We start from the raw sequence: 17,365 nt of genomic DNA on the forward strand, positions 1-17,365 counted from the left end.
GTCGCCAATCACATCGACACCCGCCAGCAACAGGCCGCGCGCGGCCAGCACCGGGCCCAGCGCCTGGGCAATCTCCAGGTCGCGTTTGGACAGCGGCTGCGCCACGCCCAAACCACCGGCGGCCAGGTTGCCGCGCACCTCGCTGCCCTGCGGAATACGCGCCAGGCTGAAGGGCACGGGCCGCCCGCCTATCACCAGCACCCGCTTGTCGCCCTGCGCAATCTCGGGCAAGAACTTTTGCACCATGACGCTTTGCGCGCCGTTTTTGTTCAGCGTTTCGGTGATGCTGCCCAGGTTCAGGCCGTCGGCCTTGACCCGGAAAATGCCCATGCCACCCATGCCGTCCAGCGGTTTCAGGATGATGTCCTGGTGCTCGGCATGAAAGCGCTTGATGTCGTCGGCGCTGCGCGTGACCAGGGTCGGGCCGCTGAACTGCGCGAATTCCAGAATCGCCAGTTTTTCAGGGTGGTCGCGCAGCGCGGCCGGCTTGTTGAAGACGCGGGCGCCTTCGCGCTCGGCCTGCTCCAGCAGGTGCGTGCTGTAGAAATACTCGCTGTCAAACGGCGGGTCCTTGCGCATCACCACCGCATCAAAGCTGGCGATGGCCGCCAAGCCATCGGGCCGCGCGGCGTCGGCGGCAAACCAGTCATGGGCCTCGCCGGTCAGCCGGATGTGGCGCACCCGGGCCATGACCTGGCCGCCGGTCTGCCAGCTCATGTCGTGCGGCTCGCAGGCGCTGATGCGGTGGCCGCGCCGCTGGGCCTCGCGCATCATGGCAAAGGTGGTGTCCTTGTAGGTCTTGAAAGACGCCAGCGGGTCGGCAACAAAAAGAATATTCATGATTGGGAGGTGTTCGGTAAATCGGGCCGGGCCGGGGCAAGGGGCACGCGGCGTGCCCGTCCGTATTGTTGTACAAACAGCGCCAGCGCGCCGGCCACCACGCCCCAGAAGGCCGAGCCGATGCCGGCAATCACCACGCCCGACAGCGTGACCAGAAAGGTAATCAGCGCGGCCTCGCGGTGCGACTCGTCTTTCAGCGCCAGCGCCAGCCCGTTGCCAATCGTGCCCAGCAAGGCCAGGCCGGCAATCGCCACCACCAGTTCCCGCGGGAAGGCCGTCAGCAGGCCGGTGATGGCGCCGCCAAAAATGCCGATCACGATGTAAATCAGGCCGCAGGACACGGCGGCGGTGTAGCGTTTGGCCGGGTCGTCGTGGGCCTCCCTGCCCATGCAGATGGCGGCGGTGATGGCGCTCAGATTGAGCGCGAAGGCGCCAAACGGCGCCAGCAGCAGCGTGGCCAGGCCGCTCAGGGTGATGATTTTCGAGACCGGAATGCCGCCATCGGGTGCCTCCGGCCCATAGCCGGCGGCGCGAATCGCCGCCACGCCTGGCAGGTTTTGCGAGGCCATGGTCACCACAAACAGCGGCAGCGCCAGGCTGACGATGGCGGCCAGCGTGAAGGTAGGCGCCACAAACACCGGCACGGCCAACGAGAAACTGACCTCGCTCCACGCCAGCTGGCCGCGCGCAGCGACAAAAACAATCGCTCCGAGCAGCGTCAGCAGCACCGCATAGCGCGGCATCAGGCGTTTGCCGGCGAGGTAAATCGCCAGCATCAGCAGCACCAGCGGCAGTGCGGTTTTGGCCGCCGCAAAGGCCTCGATGCCAAAGCGCGCCAGCACGCCGGCCAGCAGCGCGGCGGCCAGCGCCACCGGAATCCGGTTCATGACCTTTTCAAACCAGCCGGTGACGCCAAACAGCGTGATCAGCGCGGCGCTGGCCATGAAGGCGGCCACCGCCTCGCCCATGCCAAAGCCGCCCGCCAGCCCGGCCGTGGCCAGCACCGCCGCCCCCGGCGTGGACCAGGCCACCATCACCGGTTTTTTCAGCCACAGCGAAGGAAGGGCCGAGCACAGCCCCATGCCCATGCCCAGCGCCCACATCCACGAAGCGGTCTGGGCCGGCGTGGCATGAAAGGCCTGCGCCGCCTGAAAGACAATGGCGACCGAGCTGGTAAAGCCGACCAGCACGGCGACGAAACCGGCGGTGAAGGCGGAGAGGTTCAGGTCTTTAAAAAACTGCATTTGGGGATTCTCGCAGGGTGGTCTAAGGGGTGCTGATGAGCCCGCGCCCGACCTAAAGCGAGGCTTCGACAGGCTCAGCCCGAACGGGTGCGCGGACTCGATTTGCTATCAATTCAATAGCTTCTCGCGCCTGTTATTCGGGGGCCAGAGCCAAAAATCACCCTCAAATCTCGATCTTGCTACCCAACTCCACCACCGAATTGTTCGGCAGGTTCAAAAAGTCCGCCGCACCACTGGCGTTATGGTGCATCTGTGCAAACAGCTTTTCACGCCAGGGCGCCATGCCGCCGCCTATCGTCGGCACCACCGTGTCGCGCGACAGAAAATAGCTGGTCGTCATCGGTTCAAGCTCGCAGCCGCGGCCCCTGATGTGCTGCAGGGCCTTGGGCAGGTCCAGGTCGTTCTTGAAGCCGTAGTGCACATTGACCTGCCAGCAGTCATGGCCCAGCGACTCGATCTCCAGGCGCTTGCTCAGGCCGATCCAGGGCACCTCGTGGTTGCGCACCGTCACAAACAGGTTTTGCGAGTGCAGCACCTTGTTGTGCTTGAGGTTGTGCAGCATGGCATTGGGCACGGTGCCGGGCTCGGCGGTCAGGAACACGGCCGTGCCCTCGACCCGCGCCGGCGGGTTGACGAACACCGCATCGAGAAAGCTGCCGAGGTCGATCGCGTCAACGCGCAGCTTGTCGTTGAGGATGCGCCGACCTTCCTTCCAGGTAATCATCAGCGCAAAGACGACGCCGCCAATCATCAGCGGGAACCAGCCGCCGGCAAACAGCTTCATCAGGTTGGAGGCAAAGAACGCGAAGTCGACCACGAAGAACACGCCGGTAGCGGCAATGCACAGGCCCAGCGGGTAGTTCCAGCCGTAGCGGATCACGTAGAAGGTCAGGATGGTGGTGATCAGCATGTCGGTGCAGACCGCAATGCCGTAGGCCGCCGCCAGGTTGCTGGAGGAGCGGAACATGACGACCGCCAGCACGATGGTGACAAACAGGCCCCAGTTGACCAGCGGCATGTAGATCTGGCCGGTGTCGCGCACGCTGGTGTGCTGGATGTTGAGGCGCGGCAGGTAGCCCATCTGGATCGCCTGCTTGGTCACGCTGAAGGCGCCGGTGATCAGGGCCTGCGAGGCAATCACCGTGGCCATGGTGGCCAGGCCGACCAGCGGCAGCAGCGCCCATTCGGGGGCCATCAGGTAAAACGGGTTCTTGACGGCCTCGGGGTTCTTCAGCAGCAGCGCACCCTGGCCAAAATAGTTGAGCACCAGGCAGGGCATGACGACCGTGAACCAGGCCAGCCGGATCGGCTTTTTGCCGAAGTGCCCGAGGTCGGCGTAAAGCGCCTCGGCCCCGGTGACCGACAGCACCACCGCGCCCAGGATGATGAAGGTGATGCCGGGGTTGAACCACATGAACAGCAGCGCATAGTGCGGGCTGAGGGCCTTCAAAATGGCCGGATTCGTCACGATTTGCGACAGGCCCAGCAGTGCGATCACGACAAACCAGACCAGGGTGATCGGCCCGAAAAACTTGCCGATGCCGGCGGTGCCGTGTTTTTGCACCAGAAACAGCGCGAACAAAATCACCAGGGTGATGGGAATCACGCCCTGCTTGAAGGCGGGCGAGACGACTTCCAGGCCTTCCACCGCCGACAGCACCGAGATCGCCGGGGTGATGACGCCGTCGCCATAAAACAGCGAGGTGCCAAAAATTCCCACCAGCAGCAGGTTGCGCCGCAGCTTGGGCCGCGCCTGCACGGCGGTGGAGGCCAGCGCCAGCATGGCGATCAGGCCGCCCTCGCCGTTGTTGTCGGCGCGCAGCACCAGCACCACGTACTTGAGCGACACAATGACCGTCAGCGTCCAGAAGATGATGGACAGGATGCCGTGAACGTTGTCGGAGGTGAAGGGCACATGGCCGGAGCCGAAGACTTCCTTGACGGCGTAGAGGACGCTGGTGCCGATGTCGCCGTAGACGACGCCGATGGCGCCCAGGGTCAGCGCCGAAAGTGATGATTTTGAACTTGACACACAGGGGTTCCCGTCCAGAACTGCCGACCGGTGCAAACCGGGTCAAAAGTGGCGGAAATGCTTGAGTTTGGGGAACGCCATTTTGCGCCCGGGCGCCTGGGCATTGGCGCGGCCGGAAGGCTGGCGGGCCAGAAATCGGTTGTTTTGTTGCAACACAACAACTTGCGATCCGCCCGTAGCGCCTGGGTTGCTATGTTTTTAATAGCTGCACAGACTTATTTTATCTGGGCTGGCAGCCTGAATCGCCTCCAGGTACGGCGCTGACACCGGTCCTCAGTCGTAGACCTCGGCGTCCGGGTCGGTGGCTTCCAGCTCGTAGCTGGCGGCCAGCATGGCCAGGCGGGCGATCACGCCATACATGTAAAAGCGGTTCGGGCTGCTGGAGCCGGGTTTTTCGCCGGGCTGGGGCAGCCGGCCGCTGTCGGCAAAGGCCAGCGGCACAAAGCTGGAGCCGGGGGCGTTAAGGTTTTCATCGACACCGCGCTCGGCGTGGATGCGGTAAAACCCGCCCACGACGTAGCGGTCCATCATGTAGACCACCGGCTCGGCCACCGCATCGTTGACGCGCTCGTTGGTCAACACCCCCTCCTGGATGATGACTTCGGACAGCGGCCGGCCGTCCTTGGTCGTGCTCATCTTGTTTTTGCCTTTGCGGTTCACGGCCTCCAGGTCTTTCACATCGCGCACCGTCATGATGCCCATGCCGTAGGTGCCGTTGTCGGCCTTGACCACCACGAACGGCTTTTCGTTGATGCCGTATTCCTTGTACTTGCGGCGGACTTTGGTCAGCAGCGCATCGACGTTGGTGCTCAGGCATTCCATGCCGGTGTGCTCGGCAAAATTGACCTCGCCGCACTGCGAAAACATCGGGTTGATGAGCCAGGGGTCTATGCCCAGCAGCTTGCCAAAGCGCTTGGAAACTTCCTCGTAGGCCTTGAAATGGGTGGATTTGCGCCGCACCGACCAACCGGCCTGCAGCGGCGGCAGCAAATACTGCTCGTTCAGGTCTTCCAGAATGCCGGGAATGCCGGCCGACAGGTCGTTGTTGAGCAAAATCGTGCAGGGGTCGAAGTCTTTCAGTCCCAGGCGCCGGTCGCTGCGGATCAGCGGCTCGATGGTGATCGACTCACCGGTCGGCAGCTTGATGGTGGTGGCTTCCTTCATCTCGGCGCTGAGCGAGCCAAAGCGCACATTGAGCCCGGCCTGGTGAAAAATCCGCTTGAGTTGCAGCACATTGGCCAGGTAAAAGCTGTTGCGGGTGTGGTTTTCGGGCACCACCAGCAGGTTGCGCGCTTCCGGGCAGATTTTTTCAATCGCCGCCATCGCCGCCTGCACCGCCAGCGGCAGCATCTCGGGCGTCAGGTTGTTCCAGCCGCCGGGGTAGAGGTTGGTGTCCACCGGGGCCAGCTTGAAACCGGCGTTGCGGATGTCGACCGAGCTGTAAAACGGCGGCGTGTGCTCCATCCACTCGAGCCGGAACCAGCGCTCGATCGCCGGCGTCATGTCCAGGATGCGCTGCTCAAGCTCGTTGATCGGGCCGTTCAGGGCGGTGATGAGATGCGGAACCATGCGGCCACTTTCAAAGATTTTTTAGTCGGTTCGGTTATAGCCGAGCCCGGTCCCGGCGTCTGTCGGACGGCGGCCTGTTCGCAGGCTATTCACCGATATTGGGCTGGGGCCGCCACTTGCAAGGCCGCGACCCCCCAGCTTCGCACTTCCCCGGCGCGAGCCCTCAGGCCCGCACTTCCCCGTTACCCAGCACCACGTACTTGAGGGAGGTCAGCCCCTCGATGCCGACCGGGCCGCGGGCATGGAACTTGTCGGTGCTGATGCCGATTTCGGCGCCCAGGCCAAACTCGAAGCCATCGGCGAAGCGGGTGCTCGCATTCACCATCACGCTGGCTGAATCGACCTCGCGCAGAAAGCGCTGGGCATGCAGGTGGTCACGCGTCAGGATGGCGTCGGTGTGGTGGCTGCTGTACTGGTTGATGTGCGCGATGGCTTCGTCAATGCCGGCCACCACCTTGATGCTGATGATGGGCGCGAGGTATTCCTCGTACCAGTCCTGCTCGGTCGCGGCGGTGATTTTTGCTATTGAATTAATAGCTGGTTGCGCACGTAATATATGGGCTGAAGCCGCATCACAGCGCATTTCCACGCCTTTGGCGGCGTAGATCGCAGCAATTTTTGGCAAGAAGTCCGCCGCCACGCCCTGCGCCACCAGCAAGCCTTCGGTGGCATTGCAGGGGCTGTATTTCTGGGTTTTGGCGTTGTCGGCCACCGTGACGGCCATGGCCACATCGCACGGGTCATCGACATAGACATGGCAGTTGCCGTCCAGGTGCTTGATGACCGGCACCCTGGCATCGCGGCTGATGCGCTCTATCAGGCCCTTGCCGCCGCGCGGAATGATGACATCCACGTACTGCGGCATGGTGATCAACAGGCCGACGGCCTCGCGGTCGGTGATGGGCACGAGTTGCACCGCGTCGGCGGGCAAACCGGCGTCCGTCAGCGCCTGCCGCACCAGCGCCGCCAGCGCCTTGTTGGACTCGATCGCCTCCGAACCGCCGCGCAGAATGCAGGCGTTGCCGCTCTTGATGGCCAGACTCGCCGCTTCAATCGTCACATTGGGCCGGCTTTCGTAAATCATGCCGAACACGCCAATCGGCACCCGCATCTGGCCGACGCGGATGCCGCTGGGCTGCTGTTTCATGCCGATGATCTCGCCAATCACGTCGGGCATGGCGGCCAGCTGTTCGCAGCCCAGCGCCACGGTTTCCAGGTCTTTGGGGCCGAGCCGGAGCCGGTCCAGCAGCGGGCCGGCCAGCCCGGCGGCGCTAGCGCGGTCCAGGTCGCGCTGGTTGGCCGCCTGCAGCGGTGCCAGGTTTTGCCGCAGCAAGCTGGCCAGGCCCCGAAGTGCTCTGTTTTTGATAGCCGCCTGCGCCCGCGCCATCTGGGCCGAAGCCGTTTTTGCCTTGAAACCCAGGCCGGTCATGAGCTCAAGCAGGTCGGCGCCGACTACAGCGGTTGCGGGAGCGGCGACGTTTTGGGGAAGGGGCGCGTTCATGCCCTGTATTTTGCCTGCATCAGCGGCCGGCCCCGCGCCTTGGGGCCTTACTTTTTGGCAACGCCCCGGCGCTGCATCATGTCCTCGCTCATGGCCTGCAGCGCCGCCGGCGCCAAGGCGACCTGCGCGGCCGGGTAGGCCAGCCGGTCCTCGTCGTCCAGGTGCTGCCGGTACAGCGCGGCAAAGTCGTTCAGCGCCCCGCTCTGGGCCGCTGTGAGCGGCGTCCAGCCAGCCGCCGGCGCGTCGGCCACGGCCTGCAGGCAGCGCCGCGCCTCACGCCAGCCCGCATCCATCTGCCGGTGGTCCCGCATCAGCCGCTGCACCAGCGCGCGCAGGGCGGCATCGGGCCCGGCCAGTAGCGGCGGAAACACATGCAGTTCCTCGTCCTGGTGGTGCAGCGGGGCGGCCAGGTCAAAGTAGCGCATCACGTCGCGCGCGGCCTGGCGCGCCGGCTCGTCGCAGCCTTGGTCCAGCAGGTGCTGCCGCAGCCTGGCCGTCAGGGCCAGCATGCGCTCGACCCGCTCATGGCAGGCGGCCAGCATGTCGAAAGGCGCCTCAAAGCCGGCGGCGGGCGCGCCAAAGCCGGGCAGGGACACCGGGCGGGTGGAGCCTTTGCCGGGCGTGCCCATGTCAGCCCAGCTGCACGGCCTGACCCTGCGGGTCAAACGGAATGTAGGCGCCAATGTCGCCGCGCTTGATGGCTTCGACCATGCGCTCCAGCGCCGGCTCGGCGTCTTCGCTGCTGGGCGCCCGCTGGCCCGTGCCCGACAGGGCGGCGGCAAACACCATGCCCCAGGGCTGGCCCAGGCTGCCCGACTCCTCGACCAGCGCGCTGAACGAGGCCAGTTCGTCGGGGCGCTTGTCCACGCACATCAGCGGCACCAGCGCACCGCCCTGCCCGGCCTCAAAGCGCTGGCGCTGGGCCGGGGTCGCATCGTCGGGCAGTTCCACGCCGGCAAACACCAGCAGCAGGCGCTGCGGGCTGGCCTGGGCCCGCGCGGCCTGCAGCAAATCATCAAAACTTGAAATGTCCATGGGGGTTCCAGTCACAAAAACAGGGGGCAGGGCAGCCGGTCAAAAGCCCGGCAGCAGGCGGCCGTCGGGCGCCAGCGTGCTGACCACGTCGGCCGGTAGCGGCCGCACGCGGGCGCCCCTGCAGGACTGCACCGTGCCGACGCTGACAAAACACAGCGCCTGCTGGCCCGGCGCCAGGCCAAACAGGCTGCGCAGACCGTCAGACTTCAGGGCCTTGCCACTGGTCAGTGCCGAGCCATAGCCCAGCGCGGTCGCCATCAGCAGCAGGTTTTGCACCGCGCAGCCGGCCGAGACGATGCGTTCAGGCAGGTCAATCTCCGCGTCGCCGCACAGGCCATCGACGATGAGCAGCAACAGCAGCGGGGCGCGGTGGGCCTTTTCGCGGGCCTGCGCCAGCTGCGCGGGCTTGGCGGCGGCGTCGCGCTCCAGCAGCGCCGTGGCAAAAACCCCGGCCAAGGCGCCGCGCGAGGCCTGCGGCACCTGAATAAAGCGCCAGGGCGAAAGCTGGCCGTGGTCGGGCGCGCTGGCGGCGGCGCCCAGCATCAGTTCCAGCTCGGCCCGACGGGGGCCGGGTGCGGCCAGCCGCTTGGGCAGGATGGTCTGGCGCGACTGCATCAGCGCGGCGGCCATGGCGGCCGTATCGCTGGAAGTGTCGTGGTCATTGGACGCGGCGGCAAGGGACTGAACCGGCATGGCGAGAACATTCATGGCTTTTGATCCTTTGCGGTCTTCAACCGGGGCGGCCGTCGGCGCGCAGGCGGCCATACCAGTTGCCCAGTCGCAGGCCCCAGACCGCCATGACGCCGGCCCACAGCAGCGCGGCGGCCAGCAGCAGGCCGCCGGCCCAGTTGGTCTGCGCGGCAGCGGCAATGCGCAGCAAGGTCGCGGCCTGCAGCAGCCAGAACAGCGACCAGGCCATGCCGTCGGCCACCAGCGCGCGACCGCTGTGGCCGCAGGAGACGCGGGTAACCATGGCCAGCATCAGCGAGGCCAGGCAACCCAGGGTCAGCGCATGCAGCGCGCCCAGACTCAGCACCGCCGCGCCCTGGACCCAGCCGACGAGTTGCGCGACGCCGCCCAGCAGCAGCGCCAGGCCGAACCAGACAAAACCGATGTGCAGCATGGCCAGCAGGCGATTCTTCAGGCTTTTCACCAGCCCCCAGCTCAGGGCCAGCCAGAGCAGCAGGCCGCCAGCCGCCAGCTCCAGGCTGCCGCGAAGCAGCGGCCAGACCGCGCCACCCACGCCCTCAACCGGCCCGATGGACTCGACCCAGGCGGCAAGCACCTCAAAAGTCGCCACCGCCAGCATCAGCCACAGCAGCCAGAACGGCCGCCAGGCGTCCATGCGAGGAATGGCACTGGCGGTAAAAAACGGAATCATGCGGTGCGCGACCGTGACATAGACCACCAGCACAAAGCCCCACAGCCCGGTCAACACGCAGGCCAGCGCCACACCGGGCGCGTCCAGCGCCACACCGAGCGCCAGCCCGGCCAGACTCAGGCAGCCGACGAGGCAGGCCGTGCCAATGGTCAGCGCATGGACCCGGTCGGTGGCCCGGCTGCGCCGGATGAGGCGCCAGAACAGCAGCGTCATCCAGGCCAGGCCGATGCCGGCCAGCAGCAGCGCGGTCATGGCCAATCCCGCACGAAGGTGGGCCGCCGCCAGCCACAACAGCCAGCCCGCCGCCTGCAGCAGCAGCGGCGCCAGCAGCTGCGCGGTCCGCAGCGGCGGCACGCCCAGCCACTTCGGGCCGGCGGTGAACAGGAAACCGGAGAAAAACAGCGGAATGAAGCCGAAGGTCATGACCGCCCCATGCACCAGCGAGGGCGACAGCGCATAGGACAGCGCCAGCGCGCCGCTCATGCGGTCCAGTTGCACCAGCGCCCACCAGCCGCCCGCGGCCACCAGCACCGCCATCGCCAGGCAAAAGCCCAGCCGGTGCGGGGCCAGCAGCAGATAGGAAGCGCGCCATCGGCGGTCCAGGCTCGCCATCGCCTCGGCAGACGGTTTGCCGTTGGGGCCGCGCACCACGATGACGGGGTGCGGACTCATCCGCAAGTCCCCAGGTGGCCGCACTGGGTGCAGTAGTCGCAGCCGTCCTTGCGGATCACCGCATGGGCACCGCATTCACTGCATTTTTTACCGGCCATGACCGGCGGCAACAGCGTGGCGGTGACGGGGGTCTGCAGCGCCGCTGCCGCAGGCCCGGCCGGCTGGCTGGCGCGACGGCGGATGATGTTTTGCAGCGCATGGGCAATCGCCGCCACTTCCGAGTCGTGCCACAGCGGCACATGGGTGCCATCGGCTTTCTCGTAGGTGCCCAGCCGCACCGGGCCTCGGTCCCAGGCGACCTTGCGCATGTCGCTCAGCGCGCGCTCCAGAAAGCCGCCGCGCGCGGCCAGCGACAGCATGCGCATGCTGGAGGTGATCCACTGCTGCGATTCGCCGCTTTGCCCCACCGGCATGAAAAACTCGATGGCGCGCTCCACCGTGCCCGCGCCACTGGCTGACGGCACCGGCAAAAAGGACACCACGATATACAGGGTCTTGTGGCCCTCCTGGGTCCAGTACTCGACCTTTTCGGCCACCGCCGACAGCGCGCCCTTGGGCCGGCTTTCAATCACCGTGCGCATCGGGTCCAGAGGCGCCGCCGTGGCCGCGGTTTCCGCGCTGGCATGGGTTGCCAGCACCGAACCCAGGATGGCATTGGGCCGGTAAGTGGCCAGGCCCTTGAGCCGCGCGCGCCAGGCCTGCTGGTACAGGTTCTTGAAGTCACCGTAGGCATAGTCGACCGGTACGTTGACGGTCTTGGAAATCGCCGTATCCACAAAGGGCTGGACCGCCTGCATCATGGCAATGTGGCTGTCCGCCGACATTTCCAGCGCCGAGACAAAGTAGTCGGGCAGATGGTCCATGTCGCCGCCCAGCTCGCGGTACAGCCGCCAGGCGTGGTCTTCCACCGCATAGTCGGTGCTGCTGCCGTCCGACTCGCGCTTCTTGCGCCGGTACATCCACGAAAACGCCGGCTCGATGCCGTTGGAGGCATTGTCGGCAAAGGCCAGGCTCACGGTGCCGGTGGGCGCGATCGACAGCAGGTGGCTGTTGCGGATGCCGTGCGTGCGTATCGCCTGCTGCAACTCGGCCGGCAGCCGGCTGGCAAAGGTGCCGGCGGCCAGGTAGGCCTCGGCTTGCAGCCTGGGAAACGCGCCCTTCTCTTGCGCCAGCGCCACCGACGCGGCGTAGGCGGCATCGCGCATGGTTTCGGCGATGCGCGCCGCCATCTCGCGGCCTTCGGGCGCGTCATAGCGCAGGCAGAGCATGGCCAGCGCGTTGCCCAGGCCGGTAAAGCCCACGCCGATGCGGCGCTTGGCGGCCGATTCTGCCTGCTGCTGCGGCAGCGGCCAGAAAGTCAGGTCCAGCACATTGTCAAGCGCGCGCACCTGGGTCGCCACCGACTTGCCAAAGGCCTCGAAGTCAAAGCCCGGCACGCCATTGAAGCCAAAAGGGTGGCGCACAAAATGCGTCAGGATGACGGGGCCAAGGTCGCAGCAGCCGTAGGGCGGCAGCGGCTGCTCGCCGCAGTTGTGCACATAAAGGCCATTGGCATCGAAGGCATGGACATCGGCCACGCTCACGTCGAACACGTCGTCGCAGCCGTCCTCGGTCAGCGATTCGACCGTGGCGGTGAAGCGCTCGCGATTCAGGCTGCGGTGGTCGCTGCCCAGGGCCTGTGCCAGACGCTCGGCCTTGCCGGTGTCGGCAAAGCCGATGCGCTCGGCATAAACCCGCAGGTTGTCGCCACTGATGACCAGCTCATGCTGCGCCGCCGTTTCGTAGAGCTTGAGGCCGCCGCGCCCATCCGGTAGCGGCCGCGCCTGCGCCAGTCGCCGGCTCGGGTAAATCGTCGAAGCGATGCCCAGACGCAGCAGCATGCGCTGCGCCGTCTGCAGCAAGGCCAGATCACTATGCGACAGCCTGACGCTGACGCCTTTTTCCTGGGCTCCCTGCACCGAGCCGTCGGTATCAAAAAGGCCCCGCAACAGCCCTTCGCTAAATGCAGACGAGGTTTTTTCCATGGCGGCGGTGATGGTCTGGTGCCCTGGACGCATACCCATCGCATGGGCCAGGTGGCGTACCGCACCGGAGGCCATGCGGGCCTCGCCGCGACCCGCGACGGTACGCTGAAAGCCCCGAAAATCGGCCCGGTGCGGCAGCGTGGCGGCAGCGGCCTCGGCCGCCCGCACGACACCGCCCGCGCCGGATTGCGCACAGGCCACGGCGCCATTGCCGACCGCCTTCAGCTCGGGCGCCCAGACCGAAATCACCGCCTTGTCGCTTTTCAGCGTGCCATCGCCGACCAGCAGCCCGAGCAAATAGCCCTCGGCCCCGGTGCCTGCGCCATCCCAGCCGCCCATGGCGCGATGTTCATGCAGCAGCACTTCGTCACCCGGTTGCAGTTGTCCTGCTTCGACCCATTCGGCCTGCAGCGTGTAGCGGGTTCTGCGCGCCACGCGCCGCACCTGGTGGTCGGGCGTCAGACGCAAGGCATGGCCTTCCCGGGTCTGCAAGGCCAGCACTGATTTGCGCCCGGTCCTGAAAAAACCATCGCTCGTCACGCTGTAGGCCTTGCCATCGACCACGGCGCTGAATGGCCGGCCGATCAGGTCGGCCACCTGGGCCGGTCCGTCCGTCGTCATGACCCAGGTATCGGCCGTGACGCAGGGATTGGTCGCGACGATGGCCTCGCAGTAGCGCAGGTTGTTGTCCTGGTTGATGTGGTCGAGAAACAGGATGCCAGGCTCGGCGAAGTCGTAAGCCGAGCGCATCACGCTGTCCCACAGCTCGCGCGCGGCCAGCGACCGGTACACCCACAGGCCGTCGGCGCGTTGAAACGCGCCCTGTGCAATCAGCGCGGCGCCGGGTCTGGCCTTGTGCACCAGCTCCCACGGTTGGTCGTCGGCCAGCGCCTGCATGAAGCTGTCGGGCACGCCGACCGAGACATTGAAGTTGTTCCAGCGGCCGGGCGTGCGTTTGGCGCTGATGAATTCCTGCACGTCGGGATGGTCCATGCGCAGCACACCCATCTGCGCACCTCGCCGCGCGCCGGCGCTCTCGACGGTGGAGCAGGACTGGTCAAACACATTGATGTAGCTGCACGGGCCCGAGGCCATCGAGGCCGTGCCCTTGACCTCTGCGTTGCGCGGCCGGATGCGCGAAAAATCGTAGCCGACACCGCCGCCGCGCCGCATGGTCTCGGCCGCTTCGCGCAGGGCCTCGTAAATGCCGGGGTAGCCGCCGTCATCGACGCCCTGGATGCAGTCGCCGACCGGCTGCACAAAGCAGTTGATCAGCGTGGCCTGAATGGCCGTGCCGGCCGCGCTCATGATGCGGCCCGCGCCAATCGCACCGGCGTGCAGGTTTTCCAGGAACAGCGCCTCGTGTTTGGCGCGCTCAGCCTCGGGCTCGACCGACGCCAGCGCCCGCGCCACGCGGCGGTAGATGTCTTCCACGCCGCTTTCGCCGGGCTTGAGGTATTTTTCCTTCAGCACATCCTGGCTGATGGGCTGGGTCGCCGTCAGATCTTGTGGCCGGCCAAACGGGTCGCGCTTCATCGTCCGCGCTCCTTAAGGGTGCGCCACGGGGCGAACGCCGCCCAGCAGCCATTGCATCAATTCTTGCACCGAACGGATCTGCTCGCCAAACGGCAGCCGCCCGGCACCCCGAAAGAAAAGGCCTTTTCCCGTGTCGCCGGCAAAAGCGTGCCCCAACTGCTGGTCTATGCAGAACTGGCCCATGCTGGCGTCGCCGTCGCGCAGGCCGCAATGCGCCAGGCAGTCAAACGACATGTTGCACTTGTCCTTGACGTGCGCCACGGCCTTGAGCCGGGGCTCCAGGCGCAGGTATTTGTCGAGCCAGGGCGTACGCACGGCGCGCGCAGGCAGGCCGGCCACACTGATGAATTCGACCAGGTCCTCCAGCTTGGCCTCGGCCAGCACTTTTTTGAAGGCCGGGTCGGCATCGCACTCCTGGGTGACGGCAAAGGCGGTGCCGAGCTGCACGGCCGAGGCGCCCAGTGCCTGCAGCCGCTGGATGTCTTCGCGGCAGCCGATGCCGCCGGCCGCAACGAGCGGAATTTTTCCCTCGATGCCGGCGGTTTTGAAGAACGCCAGCACCTGGGGAATGACCACCTCGAAATCGAATCGGGGGTCATGCAGGTCGGCCACCTTGGCGGCGCCCAGGTGACCGCCGGCCAGGCGCGGGTGTTCAATCACGATGGCATCGGGCAGGCGGCCCTTTCTTTCCCACTTGCGCACCAGCAGTTGCACGCCGCGCGCGTCGGACAAAATCGGAATCAGCGCGGTGGCGGGATGATCGCGCGCCAGGTCAGGCAGATCGAGCGGCAGTCCGGCGCCCACCACCAGCGCATCGGCCCCGCTGGCCAGCGCCTGGCCGACATAGGCCTCGTAGGCGCTGACGGCTTTCATCACGTTGACCGCAATCAGGCCGCGCCCCTGCGCCAGTTCGCGGGCGCGGCGGATTTCACGATCGAGCGCCCGCAGGTTGGCCGCGTCGATTTGCGCGCGGGCGTCCAGCTCCTTGTCGAGATGCCCGGTCTGGGCCATCAGGTCGGGGTGCAGGCGCCGCAGGTCCACCGCAGACAGGGTGCCGACACCGCCCAGGCCCGCCACGGCCCCGGCCAGCCCGCCGGCCGATACGCACACGCCCATGCCGCCCTGCACCACCGGAATCAGGTCCTTGCCGCCGAGCCGCCAGGAACGAAGGCCGGACTGGTCCGACAAAAGCTGCAATGCAGCGGCGGCCCGCGCTGCGAGGCCGGCCGCAAGCCGGTCAGTTGCTGATAATTTGTCCATCGTGCTCCACATAAGGTTGGTAGGGGCCAGTGCCACTGTTGGAGGCTAGCGCAGCTGGCACAAAGTTTCCTTGCTGTACATCAAAGACATGGATTTCTCCGTCCTCGATCACGTAATGCCAGCCGTGCAGCGTCAGTTTTCCGCGTTCCACCTCGCGCCGCACCATCGGATAGCCCATCAGGCGCTCCAGTTGCAGCACCACGGCGCGCTGCTCGGTGCGGCGCAGGGCTTCGGGGCTGGACTGGACCGGCAGCAGCGCTTCCCGGGCCAGCTTGAGCCACGCCCGCAGCGCCACGGCCTCGTCGGGCACGCCTTCATAGGCGGCACGAATGGCGCCACAGTGGCTGTGCCCACAGACGATGATTCGCTCCACCTGCAGGCTCAGCACCGCAAACTCGATGGCCGCCGTGGTGCCGTGCAGTCCCACCCACTGGCGCGCCGACTCGTCCTGGGCCGGGCCCGCAGCGCGCTGGTTTGCCGCGCCCGTCGGATCGCCGAGGTAACCGTCGTAAGGCGGAATAAAGGCCCCGACGTTGCGCACGATGAACAGCTCACCAGGCCCGGCACCGGTCAGCAGGTAGGGCACCACGCGCGAGTCCGAGCAGCCGATAAACAGTGTCTTGGGGTGCTGCCCCTGCGCCACCAGATCCTGAAAACGCTGCTGGTGCAGGGGAAAATAGTCAGAGTGAAAACGCCGCAAGCGCAGCAGCAGCTCGTCTGCCGTTGCCGCGTCCGCAGTCATTGCACCAGAGGCGAATCAGCCCCCTCCAGCTCAATGCCCTCCACCTGCGCCCGACCGACCAGCAGGCTCATGTACTGGTGCAGTGCCCGGGCGCGTGACTGCATGGTCAGCAGCGCGGCAATGCGCTCGCGCACTTCCTCGTAGTCGGGCTGCCTGCCGCTGCGGCGCTCTAGCACGTCGATGATGTGAAAGCCGAAGCGCGTGTGAAACAGGCGTGGGTGCACGCCGGTGCCAGTCTGCGCATGCTGGAGGTGAAACAGCTCGGTCGCCAGTTCGGGCGCGCAGTCATCCGGGCCTATCCAGCCCAGGTCACCGCCCTGCGCGCTGCTGGGGCAGTTCGACAGCTCGGCCGCCAGCTGCGCAAAGCGCTCGGGATGAACCCCTTTGTGTGACAGCTCCAGCAGGGCGCGCTCGGCATGCACCGTCAGCGCCTGCACATTGACGCCAGGCGTGACGGCAAACAGGATGTGCCGTACATGCAGCGCCTGGCCCACTACAAACTGCGGTTTGTGCGCTTCGTAATAGCGCCGGCCTTCGTCCTCGCTGGGCTGCGGCGTGCGCACCTCCTCGTCGACCATGGCTTCGATGACCTTGCGTTCGGCGTCGCCCAGCTCGGGCGCGCTGAGCGCATCGGGCCCGGGGTGGTGCGGCAACAGCCCGGCCTGCACCGCCTGCTGGCGCAGCAGCTCGGTGTAGGCCAGCTCGCGCAGGGTGGGTGTATCGGGGCGCTGGCCGGGCGCATGCAGGGCGATGCCATTGACCTGGGCGACCGGCTGAGCGGCCATCGGGGCGGCGCCGGCGCACTGGCAGGCGCCGCTGCCGCAGCCCTGGCTGGCGGTGGCGGAAGGGGCGGTTTCGGTGTGCATGGAGGTGACCTTGTGGTTTAAACAGAGTTCTGGCGGTTGCCGGCCGATTTGGCCGCAGGCACACCGAGTCGGCGGCTGCGCACCACCTGGTAGGGCCGGAGCAGGTAGCCGACCGAGGCAAAACCGCTCCATACATGGACCAGGCGGCTGAACGGGAACAGCAGGAAGATGGTCATGCCGAACACAATGTGAAACAGGTAGGGCCAGGGCAAGCCGGCCAGCACCTCGGCATCGACCGTGCGCAGCGTGAGGATGCGCTGGGCCCAGTCGGCCAGGATCAGCATCACGCTGCCATCGGAGTGCGCCCACGAATACGGCAGCGTGATCAGCCCGACCACCAGTTGCACCCACAAGATCAGCAAGATCGCCAGGTCGGTTTTGTGGCTGGTGTAGCGGATGCGCGGGTCGAACATGCGGCGGTAAATCAGCATCGACAGGCCGATGAAGCACAGCACGCCAAAGGCACCGCCCGAGTAGATGGCGATCTTTTGCTTGACGGACGCGTCCAGAAAGTGCGCGTAAAAGGCGTGCGGCGCCAGCAGGCCGACCAGATGGCCGAAGAACAAAAACAGGATGCCGACGTGAAACAGGTTGCTGCCCCAGCGCAGCAAGCCGCTGCACAGCAACTGCGAGGAGTCGCTTTTCCAGGTGTACTGGTCGCGG

At 66.2% G+C, this 17,365-nt stretch carries 14 protein-coding genes; all 14 read right to left on the bottom strand.

From position 1 onward, the window contains the following. The coding region (gene gshB, locus RMO23_RS01295; protein WP_309678274.1) for a glutathione synthase at positions 1–840 on the bottom strand (840 nt) is incomplete at its 3' end. Continuing rightward, a complete protein-coding gene (locus RMO23_RS01300) occupies positions 837–2,084 on the bottom strand; it encodes a benzoate/H(+) symporter BenE family transporter (protein WP_309678277.1) in 1,248 nt (415 codons plus the stop codon). The genes gshB and RMO23_RS01300, both read right to left, overlap by 4 nt. Positions 2,085–2,247: 163 nt before the next feature. Beyond that, positions 2,248–4,116: a potassium transporter Kup gene (locus RMO23_RS01305; RefSeq protein WP_309678279.1), complete on the bottom strand. Its 1,869-nt coding sequence runs from the start codon at positions 4,114–4,116 to the stop codon at positions 2,248–2,250. A gap of 273 nt (positions 4,117–4,389) precedes the next feature. Further along, positions 4,390–5,685 carry a glutamate--cysteine ligase gene (gshA, locus tag RMO23_RS01310; RefSeq protein WP_309678280.1) on the bottom strand — a complete coding sequence of 432 codons (1,296 nt, stop codon included), beginning with the start codon at positions 5,683–5,685 and terminating at the stop codon, positions 4,390–4,392. Between the two features lie 163 nt (positions 5,686–5,848). Continuing rightward, complete coding sequence (locus RMO23_RS01315; RefSeq protein ID WP_309678297.1) at positions 5,849–7,114, bottom strand: glutamate-5-semialdehyde dehydrogenase; 1,266 nt, start codon at positions 7,112–7,114, stop codon at positions 5,849–5,851. Between the two features lie 119 nt (positions 7,115–7,233). Then, positions 7,234–7,815: a hemerythrin domain-containing protein gene (locus tag RMO23_RS01320; RefSeq protein ID WP_309678281.1), complete on the bottom strand. Its 582-nt coding sequence runs from the start codon at positions 7,813–7,815 to the stop codon at positions 7,234–7,236. Position 7,816: 1 nt separating this feature from the next. Beyond that, entirely contained in the window at positions 7,817–8,221 is a 405-nt protein-coding gene (locus RMO23_RS01325; protein ID WP_309678283.1) for a ribonucleotide reductase subunit alpha, read from the bottom strand. Positions 8,222–8,260: 39 nt separating this feature from the next. After that, positions 8,261–8,929: a nitroreductase family protein gene (locus RMO23_RS01330; protein ID WP_309678286.1), complete on the bottom strand. Its 669-nt coding sequence runs from the start codon at positions 8,927–8,929 to the stop codon at positions 8,261–8,263. Between the two features lie 22 nt (positions 8,930–8,951). Next, on the bottom strand, positions 8,952–10,274 hold the full coding sequence (locus RMO23_RS01335) for an NnrS family protein (protein ID WP_309678288.1): 1,323 nt from the start codon (positions 10,272–10,274) through the stop codon (positions 8,952–8,954). Beyond that, complete coding sequence (locus RMO23_RS01340; protein ID WP_309678290.1) at positions 10,271–13,834, bottom strand: LAGLIDADG family homing endonuclease; 3,564 nt, start codon at positions 13,832–13,834, stop codon at positions 10,271–10,273. Before RMO23_RS01340 ends, RMO23_RS01335 begins: the two co-directional genes overlap by 4 nt. Positions 13,835–13,846: 12 nt before the next feature. After that, a complete protein-coding gene (locus tag RMO23_RS01345) occupies positions 13,847–15,094 on the bottom strand; it encodes a nitronate monooxygenase family protein (RefSeq protein ID WP_309678291.1) in 1,248 nt (415 codons plus the stop codon). Next, positions 15,072–15,836: a carbonic anhydrase gene (locus tag RMO23_RS01350; protein WP_309678292.1), complete on the bottom strand. Its 765-nt coding sequence runs from the start codon at positions 15,834–15,836 to the stop codon at positions 15,072–15,074. The genes RMO23_RS01345 and RMO23_RS01350 overlap by 23 nt, the downstream gene beginning before the upstream one ends. Beyond that, positions 15,833–16,702 (bottom strand): peptidylprolyl isomerase, encoded by an 870-nt coding sequence (locus tag RMO23_RS01355; RefSeq protein WP_309678294.1) that lies wholly within the window; start codon positions 16,700–16,702, stop codon positions 15,833–15,835. Before RMO23_RS01355 ends, RMO23_RS01350 begins: the two co-directional genes overlap by 4 nt. Positions 16,703–16,719: 17 nt before the next feature. Then, positions 16,720–17,365 (bottom strand): respiratory nitrate reductase subunit gamma (narI, locus tag RMO23_RS01360; RefSeq protein WP_309678296.1); only part of this gene is annotated, 646 nt, incomplete at its 5' end.

It is taken from the genome of Polaromonas sp. (assembly GCF_031411155.1).
Classification (GTDB): Bacteria; Pseudomonadota; Gammaproteobacteria; order Burkholderiales; family Burkholderiaceae_C; genus Polaromonas.